Below are 20,962 nucleotides of genomic sequence, written 5' to 3' on the forward strand. Positions count from 1 at the left end.
TTACCGTCGGATCATGAGCATTCACGCCGTGATCTGGGATGTGGACGACACTCTCTTCGACTACACCACGGCGGACCGCGAGGGCATGCGCCTGCATCTGACGGCCGAGGGCCTGCTCACCGGGGACGAGACTCCGGAGCAGGCCCTCGTGCGTTGGCGGACGATCACCGACGCGCAGTGGGCGCGTTTCTCGGCCGGCGAGGTGTCCTTCGAGGACCAGCGCCGCGACCGCGTACGGGTGTTCCTGGGCGAGCCGCTGACCGACGCCGAAGCCGACGCCTGGTTCCGGCGTTACCTGGCCCACTACGAGACCGTCTGGGCCCTGTTCCCGGACGTCCTGCCGACTCTGGACGCCCTGGCCGCCAGCCACCGGCATGCCGTGCTGTCCAACTCCAGCATCCACGTCCAGGACCACAAGCTGCGCGTCCTCGGTGTGCACGACCGCTTCGAGGCGATCCTGTGCGCCGCCGAACTCGGCGTCTCCAAGCCGGAGGCCGCCGCCTTCCTCGCCGCCTGCGACGCCCTGGACCTCGCCCCGCACGAGGTGGCGTACGTCGGGGACCACCCGGAGATCGACGGCCGGGGTGCCGCCGACGCCGGGCTGCTGTCGGTGTGGATCAACCGTGCCGGCGGGTACGCCGACGTCGACCCACCCGTCGGGCCGCACCGCATCGCCACCCTCGCCGAACTCCCCGCGCTCCTCGGCGCGGATACCCGTTTTGGAGCCCCGTCCACCTTCGGGTAATGTTCTTCCTGCGCCGAGGGGAGCGGGCCGAAAGGCCGGAAACCCACAGCGCGAAACTAGAACAAGATCCCCTTCGGGGCTTGCGTTCCAGTGGCCTATGGTGTAATTGGCAGCACGACTGATTCTGGTTCAGTTAGTCTTGGTTCGAGTCCAGGTAGGCCAGCTCGCAGAGCTCATCTGCAAAGCCCCCGTTGTGTAGCGGCCTAGCACGCTGCCCTCTCAAGGCAGTAGCGCCGGTTCGAATCCGGTCGGGGGTACAGATCCTTCCCGCGAAGGTGGCTCGGGTAGCTCCCACCACCCTCGATGCAGGATCGCTAGGGCCCCCGTTGTGTAGCGGCCTAGCACGCCGCCCTCTCAAGGCGGTAGCGCCGGTTCGAATCCGGTCGGGGGTACTGACTGGTCTAAACCACATTGGTCTATGGTGTAATTGGCAGCACGACTGATTCTGGTTCAGTTAGTCTTGGTTCGAGTCCAGGTAGACCAGCTCGGACCTGCGGTGATGAAAACATTCAACGCCGACAGGCTCCACGCCCCCGTTGTGTAGCGGCCTAGCACGCCGCCCTCTCAAGGCGGTAGCGCCGGTTCGAATCCGGTCGGGGGTACGTAGAGGAAGGCCCTCCACTTCGGTGGGGGGCCTTCGCCGTTCCCCGGGGCCGGCTCCCGCCGCCCTACTCGAAGCCGTACCGCCGCGTCGACTCCTCCTCCTGCGCCAGCCGGTGCAGGGCTTGCAGCATCGGCTCGACGAGCACCGCGCCCAGCACCGCCACCTCCGCCTTCTCCGCCTCCGAGACATGCGACTCCATGAACTCCATGTCCAGCTCGGCGACTTGGCGCATCAGCCGGGCGTACGGCACGAGCGTCTCGGGACTCCAGTCGTAGCCGAGCCGGCGCAGCGCGGCCGCCGCCACCACGAGGGAGCGGAAGGACGGCGAGACGCTCGTCATGGCCTGGGCGTTGGCCCACCCCAGCGTCCTGAGCAGCTCCTCCATCGCGACCCGCGCGCCCTGCACGAACTCGTCGTCCGCGTCCGGCTCCGGCACCTGCGGCAGGGCCCAGACCGCCGCGCCCAGGCGCATCGCGCGGGGCAGGGAGTCGTCGTCGACGTGCCCCAGCACCTCCTTCACCGTCGCCACCGGCACCCGGCCGACCTGGATCATCGCCCGGATCAGCCGCAGCCGGCGCAGGTGCTCCTCGTCGTACTCGGCGGTGGTCGTGTTGATCTGGCGGCCCGGGGTCAACAGCCCTTCGCGCAGGTAGTACTTGATCGTCGCCGTGGACACCCCACTGCGCTCGCTCAGTTCGGCCAGCCGCATGTCTTGCGCCCTTCATTGGGGAGTGTCACTATCCAAGCATCGTCCAGAAGGATAGCGCCGCTGTCCGACGAGGGAGCCGTGGGGGAGCCGTGTTCGCGAAGCCGGTACTGGGACGGACGACCGCCGAAGCCGAGGGGGACGTGGTGGTCCTGCTCATCGGGATGCGCATCAACCACTTCTGGGCGGTGCACCAGTGGGGGTTGGTGATGCTGTCGATGTTCCGCATGCTGGCGGAGCTCGCCAAGGACCCGAGCCGGGGGCTGCTGGGCAAGGTGATGCTGACGGCGTCGCCGCGGACGTACTACATCGTCCAGTACTGGGAGTCCAAGGAGAAGCTCTACGCCTACGCCCACGCCCCGGAGATGCGCCACCACCCCGTCTGGGCGCTCCTCAACCGCAAGGAGCGGGAGGGCAAGGTCAAGGGCCATGTGGGGATCTGGCACGAGGCCTATGTGGTGCCCGAGGGGTCGTACGAGGCGATCTACGGGGACATGCCCGCGTTCGGGCTCGCCGCGGCGCACGGGCAGGTGCCGCTGGAGCGGCGGGGGCGCTACGCCAAGGACCGGTTCGCGCACCGGTCGGCGAAGGCGGCCGGGAAGACCGGCTGACACGGGGGGATCGGGGGAACGGAGGGGCCTGCCGCGGCGTTGGGGCAGGCCCCTCCGTCGATGTCCCGGTCCGGGGTCAGCCCGTGCGGCGCAGGGCCTCGGAGAGGCGGGCCGCGGCGTCGATGACCGCCTGGGCGTGCATACGGCCCGGGTGGCGCGTCAGACGCTCGATGGGACCGGAGACGGACACGGCGGCCACGACCCGGTTGGAAGGCCCGCGTACGGGCGCTGAGACGGACGCGACGCCCGGCTCGCGCTCACCGATCGACTGGGCCCAGCCGCGGCGCCTGACACCCGACAGGGCCGTCGCCGTGAAGCGGGCGCCCTGGAGGCCGCGGTGCAGGCGCTCCGGCTCCTCCCAGGCCATCAGGATCTGGGCCGAGGAGCCGGCCTTCATCGTGAGCGTCGAGCCGACCGGGACGGTGTCCCGCAGGCCGGACAGGCGCTCCGCCGCGGCGACGCAGATACGCATGTCGCCCTGGCGGCGGTAGAGCTGGGCGCTCTCGCCCGTGACGTCACGGAGATGCGTCAGGACCGGGCCCGCCGTGGCGAGGAGCCGGTCCTCGCCGGCCGCCGCGGCCAGTTCCGCGAGACGTGGGCCGAGAATGAAACGGCCCTGCATGTCGCGCGCCACCATACGGTGGTGTTCCAAAGCCACGGCCAGCCGGTGGGCCGTGGGTCTTGCCAGTCCGGTGGCCGCCACAAGCCCCGCGAGGGTGGCCGGACCGGACTCCAGGGCGCTGAGGACAAGGGCTGCCTTGTCCAGAACGCCGACGCCGCTACTGTTGTCCATGAAACGATACTCACGTCTCACTCTGTGAAACGCAAGTTCCTTTTTTCGTGAGACGCGCAACCCTTGGATGCACAGCGGCCCGCGGACCAAACGGGCCTGGCGGCGGCTGCCCGGGAATCCAGGGGTGCGGGCGCCGCTTCCGGAAGATCTCTAGTTGGGCCGGCGCACCTCTTGCCGGCCGGAGGGAAAGCGATGGGTAGGACACTCGCGGAGAAGGTCTGGGACGACCACGTCGTCCGGCGCGCCGAGGGCGAGCCCGACCTCCTCTTCATCGATCTGCATCTGCTGCACGAGGTGACCAGCCCGCAGGCCTTCGACGGCCTCCGCAAGAGCGGTCGCCAGGTGCGCCGCCTCGACCTCACCATCGCGACCGAGGACCACAACACCCCGACCCTCGACATCGACAAGCCCATCGCCGACCCGGTCTCCCGGGTCCAGCTGGAGACGCTGCGCAAGAACGCCGCCGAGTTCGGCGTGCGCCTGCACCCGCTGGGCGACGTCGAGCAGGGCGTCGTGCACGTCGTCGGCCCCCAGCTGGGGCTGACCCAGCCCGGCATGACGGTCGTCTGCGGCGACTCCCACACCTCCACGCACGGCGCCTTCGGCGGTCTGGCTTTCGGCATCGGCACCTCCCAGGTCGAGCACGTGCTGGCCACCCAGACGCTGCCGCTGGTCCGCCCGAAGACCATGGCCATCACGGTCAACGGCGAACTGCCCGAGGGCGTCACCGCCAAGGACCTGATCCTGGCGATCATCGCCAAGATCGGCACCGGCGGCGGCCAGGGCTACGTCCTGGAGTACCGCGGCTCCGCCATCGAGAAACTCTCGATGGAGGCCCGCATGACCATCTGCAACATGTCGATCGAGGCCGGTGCCCGCGCGGGCATGATCGCCCCCGACCAGACCACCTTCGACTACCTCGAGGGCCGCGTGCACGCCCCCAAGGGCGAGGACTGGGACGCGGCCGTCGCGTACTGGAAGACCCTGAAGACGGACGAGGACGCGGAGTTCGACGCCGAGGTCGTCATCGAGGCCGCCGAACTGTCGCCGTTCGTCACCTGGGGCACCAACCCCGGTCAGGGCGCGCCGCTTTCGGCGGACGTCCCCGATCCTGCTTCGTACGAAGACGCTTCGGAGCGCCTCGCCGCCGAAAAGGCCCTGGAATACATGGGGTTGGAGGCCGGGCAGCCGCTGCGCTCCATCAAGGTGGACACCGTCTTCGTAGGTTCGTGCACCAACGGCCGTATCGAGGACCTGCGCGCCGCCGCCGAGCTCCTCAAGGGCCGCAAAGTCGCCGACGGCGTACGGATGCTGGTCGTTCCCGGCTCCGCGCGGGTCGGTCTCCAGGCCGTCTCCGAGGGTCTGGACGTGGTCTTCAAGGACGCCGGCGCCGAATGGCGGCACGCGGGCTGCTCGATGTGTCTGGGCATGAACCCCGACCAGCTGGCCCCGGGTGAGCGCTCCGCCTCCACCTCCAACCGCAACTTCGAGGGACGGCAGGGCAAGGGCGGCCGTACGCACCTGGTCTCGCCGCAGGTCGCCGCCGCGACCGCCGTGCTGGGCCACCTGGCCTCGCCCGCCGACCTGTCCGACGCCCCTGTCGCCGCTGGAGTCTGATCAGTCATGGAAGCATTCACCACGCACACCGGCCGGGCCGTCCCGCTGCGCCGCAGCAACGTCGACACCGACCAGATCATCCCTGCTCACTGGCTCAAGAAGGTCACCCGGGACGGGTTCGAGGACGGGCTGTTCGAGGCCTGGCGCAAGGACGAGACGTTCATCCTCAACCAGCCCGAGCGCAAGGGCGCGACCGTCCTGGTGGCCGGCCCCGACTTCGGCACCGGCTCCTCCCGCGAGCACGCCGTGTGGGCGCTGCAGAACTACGGCTTCAAGGCCGTCATCTCCTCCCGGTTCGCCGACATCTTCCGCGGCAACTCGCTCAAGAACGGCCTGCTCACGGTGGTTCTGGACCAGAAGATCGTGGAATCGCTCCAGGAACTGAGCGAGAACGACCCCGAGGCCGAGATCACGGTCGACCTGGAGGCCCGTGAGGTGCGGGCCGAGGGCATCACGGCGAGCTTCGAGCTGGACGAGAACTCCCGCTGGCGGCTGCTGAACGGGCTGGACGACATCTCCATCACCCTCCAGAACGAGGCCGACATCGCCGCGTACGAGGCCAAGCGGCCCTCGTTCAAGCCGCGGACGCTCGAGGTCTGACCGCACCCCTCGCGCGACACGAACCGCGCCCCTCGCGCGGCACAACTGAACAGGTCGAGTTTCGGCCACCGAACACCCCCCGCTGTACCCCCGATCAGCCCGATCGGGGGTACAGCCGTGTCTGCACCCGAACGGCCCTGCGCCCGCCCGAAACGCTTCTCAACTTCCCACGTTAGAAGGGGTGTTGCAGGGGTACGCGAGGGGCGTGGCCGTGGCTTCGGCGCGCGCCCGGAAGGCCGTTTGAGGCGGCAGTTGCACCCTGAGCGGGCGACAACTCGCCCCAGATGGCACAATCTGTGCATGGAACACGACGGCCAACTCAAGCTCTATGCGGCGGTCGCGGACCAACTCAAGGAAGCGCACACAAGGGTGCGCGCACTGCAAGTCCCGGAGGGCGTACGGATGGCGCTGACCCGGAAGCTGCTGGTCATTACGGCCGCGGCCAAGCACGATCTCGCCGATGCGGCAAGGCGTCTGGAGGCCTTCACGGCGGACCTCGACGCGGGTCGATTCCCCGAAGAGGAACGCTGAGCAAGTCCGAGACAGCCGAACCCGTTGCGGCACAAGGGTGATAAGCCCGTTTCGTGTTTGATTTGCGGTATATATCTGCCTAACGTGCGAAAAAGCCTGAACAGTTTCGTTCGGGCGATGTCTCCGAAGGGGAAGACGTGAACAAGGCGCAGCTCGTAGAAGCGATTGCCGACAAGGTCGGTGGCCGTCAGCAGGCCGCCGACGCGGTCGACGCGGTCCTGGACGCCATCGTCCGCGCGACCGTGGCGGGGGACCGGGTCTCGGTCACCGGCTTCGGTTCGTTCGAGAAGGTCGACCGCCCGGCCCGGTACGCCCGCAACCCCCAGACGGGCGAGCGGGTTCGGGTCAAGAAGACCTCCGTTCCGCGCTTCCGTGCGGGCCAGGGCTTCAAGGACCTGGTGAGCGGCACGAAGAAGCTCCCGAAGAACGACGTCGCGGTCAAGAAGGCCCCCAAGGGCAGCCTGACCGGTGGGGCTTCCGCCACGGTCAAGAAGGCGGCCGCGAAGAAGGCCGCCCCGGCGAAGAAGGCGACCGCCGCCGCCAAGAAGACCACGGCGAAGAAGACGACCGCCAAGAAGACCACGGCGACCGCCAAGAAGACCACGGCGAAGAAGACGACGGCCAAGAAGACCACGGGCGCCGCCAAGACCACCGCCGCGAAGAAGACCACCGCCAAGAAGGCGACGGCCAAGAAGGCCCCGGCGAAGAAGGCGACCGCCAAGAAGGCGCCCGCCGCGAAGTCGACGGCCCGCAAGACCACCGCCAAGAAGGCCACCGCCCGCAAGAGGTAAAAGCGAGCGGTACTCACGCGCCGGGCCGGACTCCGTACTGGGAGTCCGGCCCGCGGCGCGTTCTCGTGCCGAGGGGGCTCAGAAGGTCTGCAACGTCACGAGGGTGACCTTGCTGTCTTCCAGCTCGATCCGTACCCGCTGCCCGGGTCGCAGCAGCCGCAGGCCGCCCGCGTCGAACGCCGGGGCGTCGAAGGGGACCGGCGTGCCGTCGTCCAGCAGCACGCTGCCGGTGCGGGTCTCGGCGTCGTAGGTGTATGCGGTGGCCTGCATGGTCGTCAGCGTAGCCCTTGGGGGCCGGGAATCAGCAGGCCCGCTGAGACGGCCGCCGTCCGCGGCCCCACCCCCAGTGCCAGTGCCGCCCGCAGGTCCTCGCCGGTGTCCACGTCCTGGCGTACCGAGTCGACGCCCGGGAGAGCCAGCTCCACCGCCCCCGACGCGCGATGGCGGGCCCGGGAGTCCGTTCCGAAAGCCGGGCGCAATTCCTGGCCCTCGCGGACCGCCAGGAGTGTCGTGCCTATTGCCGCCGCGTCCGGGAGGAATGCGCGCGGGAATTCCGCCGCCGCGTCCAGGACCCGGGCCAATTCCAGGGGGCGCAGGGCCGGCAGATCGGCATTGAGGGCCGCTACGGCACTTCGGGGCTGTGCGGCCCGTACGGTCGCCGCCCCGTACGCCAGCGCCGCGTTCAGGCCGCCGCGGGGCTCGTCGGGGACGATTCGGGCGCCCAGGGCGGACAGCTCGCGGCCGGCCAGCGGGTCGTCCGTGACTACTGCCACATCCCCGACCGCCCGGGAGGCCAGCGCCGCCGCCACCGTGTCCTGGGCGAAGGCGAGGGCGAGGCCCGGGCGCAGCCCGTCCCCGGCGGTGTCCGAGAGCCTGCTCTTGGCCCGCTCCAGGGGCTTCAGGGGTATGACCAAGGTCCACTGCACGAGCGTTCCGTCCCCTCTCTTGTCGCGGCCATTGTCACTCAGCCGTCACCTGGGCCATCTGGCGGTCGTCGCGGCGAGGCGTACGGTGTTCTCGACAGACCGGCGGCCTGGGGCGACACTTGTGCGGCCCTCAAGGCCCCTAGAGGAAGGTGTCCGCGTGCCCCGCCGCAGAATCGGCTTCTGGTACCGCTTGGCAGCGGTGATCGCCAAACCGCCGCTGGTGGTTCTGATCAAGCGGGACTGGCGCGGAATGGAGAACATTCCGGCTGATGGCGGATTTATCACCGCGGTGAACCACAATTCGCACATCGATCCCTTCGCGTACGCGCACTTTCAGTACAACACCGGCCGCGTTCCGCGATTCCTCGCGAAGAGCGGACTTTTCAAGAAGGGATTCGTCGGTGCCTTCATGCGCGGCACCGGACAGATCCCCGTCTACCGCGAGACCACGGACGCGCTGAGCGCCTTCCGCGCCGCGATCGACGCCGTGGAGCGCGGCGAGTGCGTCGCGTTCTACCCCGAGGGCACCATCACCCGGGACCCCGCACAGTGGCCGATGACGGGCAAGACCGGCGCGGCACGGGTGGCCCTTCAGACCAAGTGCCCGGTGATCCCGGTCGCGCAGTGGGGCGCCAACGAACTGCTGCCGCCGTACGCCAAGAAGCTCAACCTCCTTCCGCGCAAGACCTCGCGGGTCCTCGCGGGCCCCCCGGTGGACCTGACGCCGTTCTACGACAAGGAGATGACCCCGGACCTCCTGAAGGACGCCACCGAGGTCATCATGGCCGCCGTCACCCGCCAGCTGGAGGAGATCCGCGGCGAGAAGGCGCCCGCCACGCCCTACGACCCGCGCAAGGAGCGGATCGAGCAGCGCCGGCGGAGTCAGGCCGAGGCCGGCCGCGAGGAGGAGAGCGCCAAGTGAGCACGACCGTCAAGGCGGCTGTCTTCGGTACCGGATCATGGGGCACCGCCTTCGGCATGGTCCTCGCCGACGCGGGCTGCGAGGTCACCCTGTGGGGCCGTCGCGCCGAACTCGCGGAAGCCGTCAACTCCACGCGTACGAACCCGGACTACCTTCCCGGCGTCGAACTCCCGGTGAACCTGCGGGCGACGACGGACGCCGCGGAGGCCGCGCGCGACGCCGACTTCACCGTGCTCGCCGTCCCCTCGCAGACGTTGCGCGGCAACCTCGCCGAGTGGGTTCCGGTGCTCGCGCCGAACACCGTCCTCGTGTCGCTGATGAAAGGCGTCGAGCTCGGCTCCGCCATGCGGATGAGCGAGGTGATCGAGGACGTCGCCAAGGTGGGGCAGGACCGCGTCGCCGTGGTCACCGGACCCAACCTCGCGCGCGAGATCGCCGCCCGGATGCCGGCCGCCGCGGTGGTCGCGTGCACCGACGAGGCGGTCGCGCAGAAACTCCAGTCCGCTTGCCACACGCCCTACTTCAGGCCGTACACCGAGACGGACGTGGTCGGTTGTGAGCTCGGCGGCGCGGTGAAGAACGTCATCGGGCTCGCCGTCGGCATCGCGGACGGCATGGGGCTCGGCGACAACGCCAAGGGCTCGCTCATCACGCGCGGCCTCGCGGAGACCGCGCGGCTCGGTGTCGCGCTCGGCGCCGATCCGCTCACCTTCGCCGGACTCGCCGGTCTCGGCGACCTGGTGGCGACCTGCTCCTCGCCGCTCTCGCGCAACCACACCTTCGGCACCAACCTCGGCAAGGGCATGACCCTCCAGGAGACCATCGCGGTCACCAAGCAGACCGCCGAGGGCGTCAAGTCCTGTGAGTCCGTGCTGGATCTGGCGCGCAGGCACAACGTCGACATGCCGATCACCGAGACGGTCGTCGCCATCGTGCACGAGGGCAAGCCTCCGGTGGTCGCCGTCAAGGAGCTGATGTCGCGCAGCGCGAAGCCCGAGCGACGCTGAGCGACGCCTGGGCGACGCCACTCCGGCCACGCTGTATCGGGGCTCTACCAACGGGTACTCTCAACGCGATATGAGCACCGAGAACCTCCCCCAGAGCCCTGAGCAGCCGCCTCGCAAGCCGCGCGTGGCCGTCGTGTTCGGCGGGCGCAGCTCCGAACACGGGATCTCCGTGGTCACCGCCGGCGCCGTCCTGAAGGCCATCGACCGGACCAAGTACGACGTCCTGCCGATCGGCATCACCCAGGACGGCCGTTGGGCGCTCACCGCCGACGAACCGGACCGCATGGCGATCACCGAGCGCCGTACGCCCAACGTCGACGAGCTGGCCGAGTCGCATGAGGGCGGCGTGGTGCTCCCCGTCGACCCCGCGAACCGTGAAGTCGTGTACAGCGAACCGGGATCGGTGCCCAAGGCCCTCGGTGAGGTCGACGTCGTCTTCCCCGTCCTGCACGGCCCCTACGGCGAGGACGGCACCCTCCAGGGTCTGCTGGAGCTCTCCGGTGTCCCGTACGTCGGCTCGGGCGTGCTCGCCTCGGCCGTCGGTCAGGACAAGGAGTACATGAAGCGGGTGTTCACCTCCTTCGGGCTCAACGTCGGTCCGTACGTGGTGATCCGGCCCCGCGAGTGGGAGCAGGACGAGTCGGCCGCCCGCAGGAAGATCGTCGACTTCGCCGGCGAGCACGGCTGGCCGCTGTTCGTGAAGCCCGCGCGCGCGGGTTCGTCGATCGGCATCACCAAGGTCGACGACCTGTCCGGGCTCGACGAGGCGATCGCCGAGGCCCAGCGGCACGACCCGAAGATCCTCGTCGAGGCGGCGCTGCGCGGCCGGGAGATCGAGTGCGGCGTCCTGGAGTTCGAGGACGGCCCGCGTGCCTCGGTGCCCGCGGAGATCCCGCCGCCGGACGCGCACGCGTACTACGACTTCGAGGCCAAGTACATCGACTCCACCCCGGGCCTCGTGCCGGCGCCGCTGACGCCGGAGGAGACCGCCGAGGTGCAGCGGCTCGCGGTGGACGCCTTCGACGCGGCCTCCTGCGAGGGGCTGGTCCGCGCGGACTTCTTCCTCACCGAGGACGGCGAGTTCGTCATCAACGAGATCAACACGATGCCGGGCTTCACGCCGATCTCGATGTACCCGCAGATGTGGCAGGCGACCGGGATCGGCTACCCGGAGCTGGTGGACCGGCTGATCCAGGCGGCCCTGCGGCGCTCCACCGGGCTCCGCTAGGAGCCACGGCGGTCACTTCCCGTAGGGGATCGCCTTCTTGATCGACGCGGCCATGTCGGTCAGCATCCCCGCGGTGTCGCGGTCCTTCGGGACCGTCACCTCGACGTACACCTTGCGATTGGCCGTGGTGAAGCGGGTCGATCCGTCGTCCTGCTTCTCCATGAGCCACTCCACGCCGTTCACCTCACCCGCGATCGCGTCCGGGTCGCTCCCGGTGGCCACCTTGGGGTCGACCATCTTCGGCGGCCGGGTGACACCGCAGCGCAGTATGATCGCCGGGCTTCCCCAGCCCGCCGTCAGCGCGGACGCGGGCTCGGGATCGTGCCGGTCGAGACCGTCGACCTTGTCCGGCAGGACACTGTCCAGGTTTCGGCACAGCTTCGCGACTTCGGCCGTGGGGCTGGGAACCGTCACCGAGTCGCTGTCGTCTGCTGATGAGCAACCTGTGGTGATGATCAGCAGGGCGAGCGCGGGCAGGCCGATGAGCCGGTGACGGAAAGAGTTCACCGGCCAAGGGTAGACGGGGGCTACAGATGGACGACCGGGCAGGTCAGGGTACGGGTGATGCCGTCCACTTGCTGGACCTTGGCGACCACCATCCGGCCGAGGTCGTCGACGGTGTCCGCCTGGGCTCGCACGATCACGTCATAAGGTCCTGTCACGTCCTCGGCCTGGAGCACTCCAGGAATCTTGCTGATCGTCTCGGCGACGGTCGACGCTTTGCCGACCTCCGTCTGGATCAGGATGTACGCCTGTACCACGGAACCTCCAGGGCGGCCACGAGGATCATGTGGGGAAAAGGAACGCCACGGTATCGCGTCGCCGCTCGCCGCGGGGAGACCTGCGGGGGCGCGGACGCCCGTGCCGGGGTGCGGACATGGCAGAAGTTGACGGTCACTTCGACCGTATCGAGGACACTGGTCACGCGCGACCGGGCACGGCAAGGGACAGAAGGGGCGAAAGGGCAATGAAGGGCACTGTTGGTGAGCTCGGGGAGTTCGGGCTCATCAGGGAGCTCACCTCCCGTCTCACCACCACCCCGGCGGTCCGGGTCGGCCCCGGCGACGACGCCGCGGTGGTGGCCGCTCCCGACCGCAGGGTCGTGGCCAGCACCGACATCCTCCTGGAGGGGCGGCACTTCCGCCGGGACTGGTCCACGGCCTACGACGTGGGCCGCAAGGCCGCCGCCCAGAACCTCGCGGACATCGCCGCCATGGGCGCCGTGCCGACGGCCCTCCTGCTCGGCCTGGTCGTCCCGGCCGAACTCCCGGTGACCTGGCCGTCCGAGCTCATGGACGGGCTGCGCGACGAGTGCCAGGTCGCGGGCGCCTCGGTGGTCGGCGGAGATGTCGTACGAGGGGACACGATCATGGTGTCCATCACCGCGCTCGGCGATCTGCGCAACCAGGAGCCCGTCACGCGGGCCGGCGCGCAGCCCGGTGACCTCGTCGCCGTGACCGGCTGGCTGGGCTGGTCCGCGGCCGGGTACGCGGTGCTGTCGCGCGGTTTCCGCTCGCCGCGGGCCTTCGTGGAGGCGCACCGGCGCCCCGAGCCGCCGTATCACGCGGGACCGGCGGCGGCGGGCCTGGGCGCGACCGCCATGTGCGACGTGAGCGACGGGCTGATCGCCGACCTCGGCCACATCGCCGAGGCCAGCAAGGTCCGCATCGACATCCGCTCCGGCGCGATCGACATCCCGTCCCAGATGAACGACATCGGGCAGGCGGTCGGCGTCGACCCCATGCAGTGGGTGCTGACCGGGGGAGAGGACCACGCGATCGTCGCGACCTTCCCGCCGGACGTGAAGCTGCCCGCCCGCTGGAAGGTCATCGGCGAGGTCCTCAACCCCTCGGCGCTGCCCCAGGTGACGGTCGACGGGGCGCCGTGGACGAGCAAGGGCGGCTGGGACCACTTCGGGGACATCGAGTCGTGAAGCCCCCCTGCGTGCTGACGGTCGCGGGCTCCGACTCCGGAGGAGGAGCCGGAATCCAGGCCGACTTGAAGACGATGCTCGCGCTCGGCGTGCACGGCATGAGCGTCGTCACCGCCGTCACCGCGCAGAACTCCCTGGGTGTGCAAGGGGCTTGGCCGCTGCCCGTGGAGGTCGTGCGGGCCCAGTACCGCAGCGTCGTCGACGACATCGGCGTACAGGCCGTGAAGACCGGGATGCTGGCCTCGGCCGAACTCGTCGAGGCGGTGGCCGAGTTGCTCGCCGGGACCGACGCCCCGGCGGTCGTCGACCCGGTCGGGGTGTCGAAGCACGGCGACTCGCTGCTGGCCGCCTCCGCGCTGGAGTCGGTGCGCACCCGACTGCTCCCGGCGGCGACCGTGGCGACCCCGAACCTCGACGAGGTGGCCCAGCTGGCCGGGGTGCATGTCGAGTCCGAGGGGGACCTGCGGCGGGCCGCCGAGGCCGTGCTGTCGTACGGCCCGAAGTGGGTGCTCATCAAGGGCGGTCACCTGGCCGGGGACGCCGTCGATCTGCTGACCGACGGGGCCGAGGAGCACTGGCTGCGGGCGCCGCGGCACGACAACCGGCACACGCACGGGACCGGCTGCACGCTGGCTTCGGCGATCGCGTCGGGGCTGGCGAAGGGGCGGTCCGTGCCCGAGGCGGTCGCGGAGGCGAAGGCGTACGTCACCGCGGCGATCAAGGGCGGGTTCGCGCTGGGGAGCGGGATCGGCCCCGTCGATCATGGATGGCGCTTTCGGTAGTGCGCGGGCACGGCAAAAAGCCGGCCCACCTCTCGGTGGACCGGCTCAGTGCAGCGAACCAGCAGTGGCCGCGCGCTTAGCTGTGCGTCAGCGCGAGACCTTGCCGGCCTTGATGCACGAGGTGCAAGCGTTCACGCGCTTCGGCGTCCCGCCGACCACAGTACGGACGCGCTGGATGTTCGGGTTCCAGCGACGGGACGTACGGCGGTGCGAGTGCGAGATGTTGTTGCCGAAGCCCGGCCCCTTGCCGCAGACGTCGCAGTTGGCAGCCACGGGTCACTCCAAAGACTTCAGATGCACTTACGGTTGGCTCCCGGCAAGCCGGGATCGAGATCGTAGGATCAGAGATCTGAGTGGCGCTGCCAGGGGAATGGCCCGATCGGATCGGGCAACCGGAGCAGCATACAACGACTGCGCCAGTAGAACGAAACTACCATGGCTGCTCAGGGCCCTGCTCCCGGCCCTCTTCCGGTGAACACCTCCCCGGGGTCTACGCTGCGTCCACGTCCAGCAGTCCAAGGAGGCGCAGGTGGCGCAGGTGCCGCAGACATTCTTCGATGCTCTCGCGGTGCGCACCTGGTGCGGTCTCGCGCTGGAGGCGCTCGGGCGGGCGCGCGAGGAGATCGACGCGATCAATGTCTATCCGGTGGCCGACGGCGACACCGGCACCAACCTGTATCTGACCGCGGAGTCCGCCGCGGCGGCCGTCGAGGCCGTCTTCACCGCCTACGACGAGAGCGGTAGGCCCTCGCTGGCCGACGCGGCCCGCGCGATGGCGCACGGCGCCCTCATAGGCGCCCGCGGGAACTCCGGGACGATCCTCGCCCAGCTGTTGCGCGGCATGGCCCAGGTCCTCGCCGACGACAGTGAGGCGTCTCACACCGACGGGACCGGTCTCCGCCTCGCCCTGCGGCGCGCGGCCGACTCGGCGCGCGAGGCCGTGGCCCACCCGGTGGAGGGCACGGTCCTGTCCGTCGCCTCGGCCGCGGCCGACGCCGCCGAGGGGAGCGAGGGCGACTGCGGGGCGGTCGCGCGGGCCGCCTACGAAGGGGCCCGGGCGGCGCTCGCGGTGACCCCGGGGCAGCTGGCGGTCCTGGAGCGGGCCGGGGTGGTCGACGCGGGCGGCCGGGGGCTGGTGGCGGTGCTCGGGGCGCTGGTGGAGACGTTCACCGGGGAGGCGCCCCGAGTGGTGGCGGCCGCTTCCGCCGCGCACGCGCGCGTGGACGGCGTTTCCGACCCTGCGGCCATGGCGGCCGCGGACGAGTGCGCGGACGCGCCCGCGGAAGCCGGCGGACCCGCCTTCGAGGTGATCTACCTCCTGGAGGCGGAGGACGCGGCCGTGGCCCGGTTGAGGACCCGCCTCGACGCCCTGGGGGACTCGCTCGTCGTCGTCGGGGGCGACGGGCTGTGGAACGTCCATGTGCATGTCGACGACGCGGGCGCGGCCGTGGAGGCGGGCGTCGAGGCGGGGCGGCCGTACCGGATCCGGATCACCCACTTCGGGCTCGGTGACGTCCACACGCGCGGGGGTGAGCGGCCGCCCCGGGAGCGGGTGCAGCGGGCGGTCGTCGCCGTCGTGCCGGGCGAGGGGCTGGCCGGGCTCTACACGGAGGCCGGCGCCACCACCGTGCTCGCGCGCCCCGGGGAGCCGCCCGCGAGCGGAGAGATCGTCGAGGCCGTACGACGGGCCCACGCGCGCGAGGTCGTGCTGCTGCCCAACGACGCCGACCTGCGCCACACCGCGGCCGCCGCGGCCGAGCAGGCCCGCACCGAGGGCATCCGGGTCGCCCTGATCCCGACCCGCTCCGCGGTCCAGGGCATCGCCGCGCTCGCCGTGCACGAACCCGGACGCCGCTTCGACGAGGACGTCGTCTCGATGACCTCGGCCGCCGGCGCCACCCGCTACGCCGAGGTCGCCGTCGCCGAACGCCAGTCCTGGACCCTGGCCGGCATCTGTGAGGCGGGCGACGTCCTCGGCCTCATCGAAGGCGACGTGGCGGTGATCGGCTCCGACGTCACCTCCGCCGCCGAGACCGTCCTGGACCGCATGCTGTCGGCGGGCGGCGAGCTCGTGACCCTCGTCCTCGGCGACGACGCCCCCGACTCCATCGCCGACCACCTCGAAGCACGCGTGCGTGAGGCGTACCTCGCCGTCGACACGGTGGTGTACCGGGGCGGACGCCAGGGGGCGCTGCTCCTCATCGGGGTCGAGTAGCGGGTCGCCGGCGGTTGCTGCGGGACGCCCTAGTCGTCCAGCACCTGGAGCATCTGCTGGGCCTCCGCGCAGCGCGCCTGTGCCGTCTCGTCGTCCTCGCCTTCGTCGTACGCCCCCCGGGCCTCGTACGGCTCGTAGTCCTCGTACGCCGCCAGCACCGCACGCGCGCGTGCCGCCGCGCGGTCCGGGCGGCTGAGGTCGGCCTCCAGCCAGCCCGCGGCGAGCTCGGCGCCGGTGCGGCTGTGCAGGGCGTCGTCACCGAGGGACGCGAACACCACGATGGCCTCCGTCATCTGGGCGAGGGCGTCCTCCAGGGCGGCCTGGATCGTCTCGTCCTCCGCGTCCTCGGCGGCCGAACGGGCGAGCAGGTCGCCGTACTGCCGATGGGTGTGCCCGAGTTCGGCGACGAGCCGCTGGCGGGCCTCGTCGGCCACGGAGTCCGCGCCCAGCGCCTCCCCGCACTCCCGCACCGCCTCCGCCATCAGCTCCCGGGCCTCGTCCTGCCCGCCCTCCGCGCGCAGCGCCAGCCACGCGCGGGCGCGCAGCGAGCGGACCAGGCCGTGCACGTCACCGACCTCGCGCCACAGCTCGCCCGCGCGCGTGTACGCCCGGTCGGCCTCGTCGGGCAGCCCCGCCTGGCCGAGGGACTCGCCGGCGAGGTGGGCCAGCGTCGCGTGGTCCTGCTGTTCGGGCCACTCCCGGGCCAGCTCGGCGGCCCGGAGGCGGTGCTCGGCGGCCTCACGGTGTTCGCCGAGCTCGCTCAGACAGTCGCCGAGCCACCACTGCGCCTGGACGACCGCGGCGTCGCCGTGCGTGTCGACGCTCAGGTCGGGCAGCGCCGACTCCAGCACCGCCGCCGCCTCGGCCCACCGGCCCTGCCGCAGCAGGAACCCGCCGAGCAGATGCCGTGCCCAGGCGCCGAGCGTGGGTCCGGCACCGGCCTCGTCGGCCCAGTGCGCCGCCTCCAGGGCCTGCTCGGCGGCCTCCTCGGGCTGTCCCGTGCCGCCGAGCACCTCGGCGAGCTGGAGGTGCAGCTGGGCCCGTCCGGTGGCCTCCAGATACGGTTCGCCGTGCGTCAGCGCCGCCCGCAGCGCCCACTCGGCCTGCCCGATGTCGCCGAGATGGTGGGCGAGCCCGGCCAGCCTGGCCTGGTACTCCACCGCGAACCACGGCAGCCCCGCCGCCACGAACCCCTCCGCGGCCCGCGCGAACAGCCCGGCGGCCCTCGGCAGGTCCCCGGCGTACGCCGCCAGCTCGGCGAGCATGGCCCGCGCCTCGGCGTCCCGCGAGCCGAGCCGTACGTCCTCGCCGGCCCGCCCGTCGACGAGCGCGAGCACCTCCCGGACGGCGGCCTCGGCCTCGGCCAGCACCGACTCCGGCACGGCGCCCTCCTCCTCGGCCGCCTGCACCCGCCGCAGCAGGATCCGCGCCCGCCCCATCAGCACCGACGCCGTCTGCCGTACGCCGGTGCCGTCCTCGGAGTACAGGGCGAGGGCCTCGTCGTACGGCCCCGCGACCGCGGCCAGGGCGCCCTCCACGTCACCGGCGAGGGCCCGCATGAACGCCCCACGCGTGCGTGCCGCGAGCGCCTCTCCCGGATCGCCCGCCGCCGCGTAGAGCTCGGCGGCGTGCTCGAACAGGTCGAGGCCCGCGGGGCCCAGGTCCATCGCCCGGTGGTCGACGATCTCCGCCTGGTCGCGCGGGTCGAGCTCGACGCCCTCCGCGGCCCGCGCGACCGCCGCCCACGCCTCCACGGCGTTCGGCTGGAGGCCGTCGGAGAGGCGGCGCGCCTCGGCGATCAGGGCGGTGAGGTCGGTCTCCGGTGCGGGGGGCGGGGGCGGCGCGGCCGGGGCGGTGGCCTGGCGGGCGGCGCGCACGCCCAACGGCAGCCGCTCGACCAGCGGTTCCTGTGCCATACGCGCGCGTGCCCGGTCGCTGACGTGCGTCGTGCCGTTGCGCCGGTCGAACTGGGCGGCCAGGTCCAGGGCCTCCGCACGCGCGTGTGCCGCGAGTTCGCGGGCCGTCCACGTCCGGCCGGCCGGTCCCGGCACCTGGCGGCCGCCCAGACCGAGGCCGGTCAGCCGGTCCATGAGCAGCGTCACCACGCTCAGGAACTCCAGCTTGCCGCGCGGATGCCCGGTGTCCGTGAAGTACGCCGGGCGCTCCGCGAGCAGCTCCAGACCGCGGGCCTCGTTGCCGGTCAGCGCGCAGAACTCCACATGGTCGGCGTACGCGGAGCGCATGCTCTCCATGGCCCGCACCAGCCGGAAGCCCCGCAGATGGTTGGCCCGCGCCTCGTCCAGACGGCGCAGCCGCAGCAGCGGGACCAGGGAGGAGGCGAGGACCGTGTGCGGCTCGTGCGCGCAGGTGAACTCGCCCTCCAGGACCGGCGCCCACAGCCGCAGCGCCTCCGCGTCCCGGCCCTGCTCCGCCCGCCACCAGCCCTGCCCGTTCAGCTCGCACGCGTGGCAGTCGGCCATGGCGTCCCGGTCGGCGGCCAGCCACGCGGTGAACGCCCGCTCCGCGCGCGCGGTGTCCCCGACATGCGCGGCCACGGTGAACTCGACGCTGCGCACCGCCCGTTCGGAGTGCCCGGCGAGCCGGTAGCGGTGCTCCATCTCGCCGAGCCACTTCTCTATCGAGGCGAGCGGGATGTGCGGCTGGTCGAGCATCCCGGACGACATCCACTTGAAGACCCAGTGCAGCGAGTGGGTCTCGTACTCGTCGAAGTCCTCGGGCCGCTCGTCCCACATGCGCAGCAGGCGCGCGAAGGGGACGAACATCTTGTCCTTCTCGGAGCTGTAGTTGTAGACCTTCAGCTGGTGTCCGAGCGCCTCGATCACGGCGAGCGGGATGTTCAGCTTCTCGGCCTCGGCCAGCAGCTGCTCCGCGCGCGCGTTGCGGGCGGGGCCCTCCGGCTGCTCGCCGTTCTCCGCCATCGCCCGGCGCAGTGCGTCGAAGTCCGCGATCTCCCCCATCAGTGCCCCTCCTCGCCGTTCGTCGCCCACTCCAGCAGTCCGATGAAGGCCCGGTTCAGCAGCGCCGAGTCCGCGGGCCTGAGCGGCCGCTGTGCCATCAGCAGCGCCTGCCCGTACAGGGACTCCGTGGCGGTGCCGATCAGTTCCGGCCCGCGCAGCGAACTGATCCGCCGGATCAGCGGGTTGAGGTGGTTGAGCACCAGCCGCGCGCGGGGGGCGGTGCCGCGCAGCGAGCCCAGGATGCCCGCCCACAGGTCGTCCGCCTGCGCCTCGGCGTCGGCGCGGGCCTGCTCGTGGCGGGCGGCGCGGTCGTCCAGGTGCAGGGCGGGCACGGTGAGCGGGTGGAAGGCGCGCAGGACGACGTCACAGCCCAGCGGGTCGAGCGTGGCCCGGGCGGCGGCCAGGAAGTCGGCCAGCGCCAGCTCCTCCGCCGGGTCGACGGCGTCCAGATGCGCGGTCACGGTGTCCGCGTCCAGCTCCGCCACCACCGTCCCCGGCCGCACCGACGGCAGCGCCTGGACCAGGTCGCTGTCGTACGTGTAACCGCCGTTGACCACCCCGATGCCCTGCGCGGACGCGATCGGCGCGACCTGCCGGAACTCCTCGACGGTCCGGGTGAAGTGCACGACCGGGTGCCGCCGCGCGAACTCCTCCAGGGACAGGTGCCCGTCGGTCGTCTCGAAGGGCAGCCACGGCAGCATCGTGCGCAGCATCTCCGCGTCGTGCCGCGCCAGCGACTTCACGCCCAGGTGGTGCACCGACAAGAACGCCGCCAGCCGTTCCGGATCGCCCGCCGCGAGCCCCGTCAGCCAGGACCGAATCCTTTCCCCGAGCGCCTCCCGTACGGCGGCCAGCGTCTCGTCCTCGTACAGCGCCTCCCGCGACGCGGTGGGCCGCAGACTGTCCGTGTCGAGCACGCACCGCACGAAGAACGCCCAGTCCGGCAGCAGCTGTTCGGCCCGCTCGGTCAGCAGCATCCCCTTGAGGTGGACGCGATGCGTCGCCCGCTGCGCCGGACTCACCGCCGACGGCAGGACGTACGCCACCCCGCGGACGCCCGCGAGCGGCACGTTCAGCTCGATCGAGTCCAGCGGAGTGAACCCGAACAGGTCATGGCAGTGCCGCGCCAGGGCCACCCTTCGGCCCGCGGGGGAGGGGTAGGACCGGTCCCAGGGCGCCGGCAGGTCGGTGACCGCCTCGCCGTCCACCCGTACGTCGTACGGCAGCAGCGCGCCGAAGTCCCGCGCCAGCGCCAGCACCCGCTCCGGGGCCAGCCACTCCCCGGCCCCCGCCCGGGCCGTCAGGTGCACGGTGGTGCCGGGCTCGGGCCGGGCCTCCGGCGCCAGCGTCCGCACGGTGTACGAACCGTCCTCGCTCGCCGTCCACTCCACCGGCGCCGCGTCCGGCGTACGGGCGCTGCGGCTGACCACCCGGATCCGCTCGGCCACCACGAAACAGGCGAGCAGCCCGATGCCGAACTGCCCGAGGAACTCGGACCGCGCCTCCTGGATCCCGTCGGCCCGCTTCGAGCTGCGGCCGATGGTGGCCAGCAGTTCGTGCACGTCCGTCTCGGTGAGACCCACGCCGGAGTCCTCGACCCGCAGGGTGCCGCCCGCCGTGTACAGCCGCACCTTCGCCGGGGCGCCCGGCTGTTCGGCCCGCCGGGCGGTGACGGCGTCCACGGCGTTCTGCAGCAACTCGCGCAGGTAGACCTTCGGACTGGAGTAGAGGTGATGGGAGAGCAGGTCCACCAGACCACGCAGGTCGACCTGGAACGTGTGGGACGGAGAAGCCTGGGATGACGGTGAGGTCTGGGAGTCCATCGCAACGGCGCCGTGGGCGGGGGACGGTCTACGGCGCGGGGTCGGGCGGTCCCGGTGGGGCGGTGACCGCGGAAGGGATGGCCGGAGGCGCGCCATCCTAAAGCCGGAACAGCCCGCCTGACCAGGTGTTTCGCAAGACGTATACGGCAT

General features: G+C 71.3%; 21 protein-coding genes and 5 tRNA genes. 17 read left to right on the plus strand and 9 right to left on the minus strand.

Translation table 11 applies throughout. The features are described from left to right. Positions 1-13: 13 nt before the first annotated feature. From EJC51_RS33975 to EJC51_RS34000, 6 genes are all read left to right on the plus strand, one after another. A complete protein-coding gene (locus EJC51_RS33975; RefSeq protein WP_126274555.1) occupies positions 14-745 on the plus strand; it encodes an HAD family hydrolase in 732 nt (243 codons plus the stop codon). 91 nt (positions 746-836) lie between these two features. Next, positions 837-908 (plus strand) — tRNA-Gln (locus EJC51_RS33980). Between the two features lie 21 nt (positions 909-929). After that, positions 930-1,002: transfer RNA gene (locus EJC51_RS33985), tRNA-Glu, on the plus strand. A 62-nt stretch (positions 1,003-1,064) separates the two neighbouring features. Continuing rightward, positions 1,065-1,137 (plus strand) — tRNA-Glu (locus tag EJC51_RS33990). A 20-nt stretch (positions 1,138-1,157) separates the two neighbouring features. Continuing rightward, positions 1,158-1,229: transfer RNA gene (locus EJC51_RS33995), tRNA-Gln, on the plus strand. Between the two features lie 45 nt (positions 1,230-1,274). Then, positions 1,275-1,347 (plus strand) — tRNA-Glu (locus tag EJC51_RS34000). Positions 1,348-1,413: 66 nt separating this feature from the next. On the opposite strand, the gene EJC51_RS34005 is transcribed toward EJC51_RS34000, so the two are convergent. Further along, a complete protein-coding gene (locus EJC51_RS34005) occupies positions 1,414-2,058 on the minus strand; it encodes a MerR family transcriptional regulator (RefSeq protein ID WP_126274556.1) in 645 nt (214 codons plus the stop codon). 89 nt (positions 2,059-2,147) lie between these two features. Between EJC51_RS34005 and EJC51_RS34010 the strand changes: the two genes are divergently transcribed. Continuing rightward, entirely contained in the window at positions 2,148-2,666 is a 519-nt protein-coding gene (locus EJC51_RS34010; protein WP_126274557.1) for a DUF4188 domain-containing protein, read from the plus strand. Between the two features lie 76 nt (positions 2,667-2,742). On the opposite strand, the gene ndgR is transcribed toward EJC51_RS34010, so the two are convergent. After that, positions 2,743-3,459, minus strand: a complete 717-nt coding sequence (gene ndgR / locus EJC51_RS34015; RefSeq protein ID WP_015036427.1) for an IclR family transcriptional regulator NdgR — start codon at positions 3,457-3,459, stop codon at positions 2,743-2,745. A gap of 192 nt (positions 3,460-3,651) precedes the next feature. On the opposite strand from ndgR, the gene leuC reads away from it, so the two are divergent. From leuC to EJC51_RS34035, 4 genes are all read left to right on the plus strand, one after another. Continuing rightward, complete coding sequence (gene leuC / locus EJC51_RS34020) at positions 3,652-5,076, plus strand: 3-isopropylmalate dehydratase large subunit (protein ID WP_126274558.1); 1,425 nt, start codon at positions 3,652-3,654, stop codon at positions 5,074-5,076. A 6-nt stretch (positions 5,077-5,082) separates the two neighbouring features. Beyond that, positions 5,083-5,676, plus strand: a complete 594-nt coding sequence (gene leuD, locus EJC51_RS34025; protein ID WP_126274559.1) for a 3-isopropylmalate dehydratase small subunit — start codon at positions 5,083-5,085, stop codon at positions 5,674-5,676. A gap of 300 nt (positions 5,677-5,976) precedes the next feature. Further along, positions 5,977-6,207, plus strand: a complete 231-nt coding sequence (locus tag EJC51_RS34030; RefSeq protein WP_046258874.1) for an SCO5555 family protein — start codon at positions 5,977-5,979, stop codon at positions 6,205-6,207. Between the two features lie 137 nt (positions 6,208-6,344). After that, positions 6,345-6,998 (plus strand): HU family DNA-binding protein, encoded by a 654-nt coding sequence (locus tag EJC51_RS34035; RefSeq protein ID WP_126274560.1) that lies wholly within the window; start codon positions 6,345-6,347, stop codon positions 6,996-6,998. Positions 6,999-7,076: 78 nt separating this feature from the next. Here the strand turns inward: EJC51_RS34035 and EJC51_RS34040 are convergent, their stop codons facing one another. Next, positions 7,077-7,268, minus strand: a complete 192-nt coding sequence (locus EJC51_RS34040) for a hypothetical protein (RefSeq protein WP_126274561.1) — start codon at positions 7,266-7,268, stop codon at positions 7,077-7,079. A gap of 5 nt (positions 7,269-7,273) precedes the next feature. Beyond that, positions 7,274-7,924 (minus strand): 2-phospho-L-lactate guanylyltransferase, encoded by a 651-nt coding sequence (cofC, locus tag EJC51_RS34045; RefSeq protein ID WP_126274562.1) that lies wholly within the window; start codon positions 7,922-7,924, stop codon positions 7,274-7,276. A gap of 157 nt (positions 7,925-8,081) precedes the next feature. Between cofC and EJC51_RS34050 the strand changes: the two genes are divergently transcribed. The 3 genes from EJC51_RS34050 to EJC51_RS34060 all read left to right on the plus strand — a co-directional run bounded on the left by EJC51_RS34050 (position 8,082) and on the right by EJC51_RS34060 (position 11,081). Further along, positions 8,082-8,846, plus strand: coding sequence for a lysophospholipid acyltransferase family protein (locus EJC51_RS34050; protein ID WP_097269392.1), 765 nt, complete (start codon positions 8,082-8,084; stop codon positions 8,844-8,846). Further along, positions 8,843-9,853 carry an NAD(P)H-dependent glycerol-3-phosphate dehydrogenase gene (locus EJC51_RS34055; protein WP_126274563.1) on the plus strand — a complete coding sequence of 337 codons (1,011 nt, stop codon included), beginning with the start codon at positions 8,843-8,845 and terminating at the stop codon, positions 9,851-9,853. The genes EJC51_RS34050 and EJC51_RS34055 overlap by 4 nt, the downstream gene beginning before the upstream one ends. Positions 9,854-9,923: 70 nt before the next feature. Next, positions 9,924-11,081 carry a D-alanine--D-alanine ligase family protein gene (locus tag EJC51_RS34060; RefSeq protein WP_126274564.1) on the plus strand — a complete coding sequence of 386 codons (1,158 nt, stop codon included), beginning with the start codon at positions 9,924-9,926 and terminating at the stop codon, positions 11,079-11,081. A gap of 12 nt (positions 11,082-11,093) precedes the next feature. Here EJC51_RS34060 and EJC51_RS34065 read toward each other — a convergent pair whose 3' ends face one another. Next, entirely contained in the window at positions 11,094-11,588 is a 495-nt protein-coding gene (locus EJC51_RS34065) for a DUF3515 domain-containing protein (RefSeq protein ID WP_126274565.1), read from the minus strand. 20 nt (positions 11,589-11,608) lie between these two features. Further along, a complete protein-coding gene (locus EJC51_RS34070; RefSeq protein ID WP_003993216.1) occupies positions 11,609-11,842 on the minus strand; it encodes an Lrp/AsnC family transcriptional regulator in 234 nt (77 codons plus the stop codon). 206 nt (positions 11,843-12,048) lie between these two features. On the opposite strand from EJC51_RS34070, the gene EJC51_RS34075 reads away from it, so the two are divergent. Continuing rightward, entirely contained in the window at positions 12,049-13,014 is a 966-nt protein-coding gene (locus tag EJC51_RS34075) for a thiamine-phosphate kinase (protein ID WP_126274566.1), read from the plus strand. After that, positions 13,011-13,796, plus strand: a complete 786-nt coding sequence (gene thiD, locus EJC51_RS34080; protein WP_126274567.1) for a bifunctional hydroxymethylpyrimidine kinase/phosphomethylpyrimidine kinase — start codon at positions 13,011-13,013, stop codon at positions 13,794-13,796. Before EJC51_RS34075 ends, thiD begins: the two co-directional genes overlap by 4 nt. Before the next feature lie 87 nt (positions 13,797-13,883). On the opposite strand, the gene rpmB is transcribed toward thiD, so the two are convergent. After that, on the minus strand, positions 13,884-14,069 hold the full coding sequence (rpmB, locus tag EJC51_RS34085) for a 50S ribosomal protein L28 (protein ID WP_003993230.1): 186 nt from the start codon (positions 14,067-14,069) through the stop codon (positions 13,884-13,886). Positions 14,070-14,325: 256 nt separating this feature from the next. Between rpmB and EJC51_RS34090 the strand changes: the two genes are divergently transcribed. Then, a complete protein-coding gene (locus EJC51_RS34090; protein ID WP_126274568.1) occupies positions 14,326-16,011 on the plus strand; it encodes a DAK2 domain-containing protein in 1,686 nt (561 codons plus the stop codon). Between the two features lie 29 nt (positions 16,012-16,040). Here the strand turns inward: EJC51_RS34090 and EJC51_RS34095 are convergent, their stop codons facing one another. Continuing rightward, the gene (locus EJC51_RS34095) at positions 16,041-18,989 is read right to left on the minus strand and encodes a tetratricopeptide repeat protein (RefSeq protein WP_126274569.1); all 2,949 of its coding nucleotides are present in this window, start codon (positions 18,987-18,989) and stop codon (positions 16,041-16,043) included. Next, entirely contained in the window at positions 18,989-20,812 is a 1,824-nt protein-coding gene (locus EJC51_RS34100; RefSeq protein WP_126274570.1) for an HSP90 family protein, read from the minus strand. The genes EJC51_RS34095 and EJC51_RS34100 overlap by 1 nt, the downstream gene beginning before the upstream one ends. Positions 20,813-20,962 lie beyond the last annotated feature (150 nt).

The organism is Streptomyces aquilus (assembly GCF_003955715.1).
Lineage (GTDB): Bacteria > Actinomycetota > Actinomycetes > Streptomycetales > Streptomycetaceae > Streptomyces > Streptomyces aquilus.

Excerpts from the sequence above, each read along its gene's own strand:
- EJC51_RS33975 (WP_126274555.1), top strand. The coding sequence starts at position 14 with ATGAGCATTCACGCCGTGATCTGGGATGTGGACGACACTCTCTTCGAC.
- EJC51_RS34005 (WP_126274556.1), bottom strand. The coding sequence starts at position 2,058 with ATGCGGCTGGCCGAACTGAGCGAGCGCAGTGGGGTGTCCACGGCGACG.
- ndgR (WP_015036427.1), bottom strand. The coding sequence starts at position 3,459 with ATGGACAACAGTAGCGGCGTCGGCGTTCTGGACAAGGCAGCCCTTGTC.
- leuC (WP_126274558.1), top strand. The coding sequence starts at position 3,652 with ATGGGTAGGACACTCGCGGAGAAGGTCTGGGACGACCACGTCGTCCGG.
- leuD (WP_126274559.1), top strand. The coding sequence starts at position 5,083 with ATGGAAGCATTCACCACGCACACCGGCCGGGCCGTCCCGCTGCGCCGC.
- EJC51_RS34030 (WP_046258874.1), top strand. The coding sequence starts at position 5,977 with ATGGAACACGACGGCCAACTCAAGCTCTATGCGGCGGTCGCGGACCAA.
- EJC51_RS34040 (WP_126274561.1), bottom strand. The coding sequence starts at position 7,268 with ATGCAGGCCACCGCATACACCTACGACGCCGAGACCCGCACCGGCAGC.
- EJC51_RS34060 (WP_126274564.1), top strand. The coding sequence starts at position 9,924 with ATGAGCACCGAGAACCTCCCCCAGAGCCCTGAGCAGCCGCCTCGCAAG.
- EJC51_RS34075 (WP_126274566.1), top strand. The coding sequence starts at position 12,049 with ATGAAGGGCACTGTTGGTGAGCTCGGGGAGTTCGGGCTCATCAGGGAG.
- EJC51_RS34095 (WP_126274569.1), bottom strand. The coding sequence starts at position 18,989 with ATGGGGGAGATCGCGGACTTCGACGCACTGCGCCGGGCGATGGCGGAG.
- EJC51_RS34100 (WP_126274570.1), bottom strand. The coding sequence starts at position 20,812 with ATGGACTCCCAGACCTCACCGTCATCCCAGGCTTCTCCGTCCCACACG.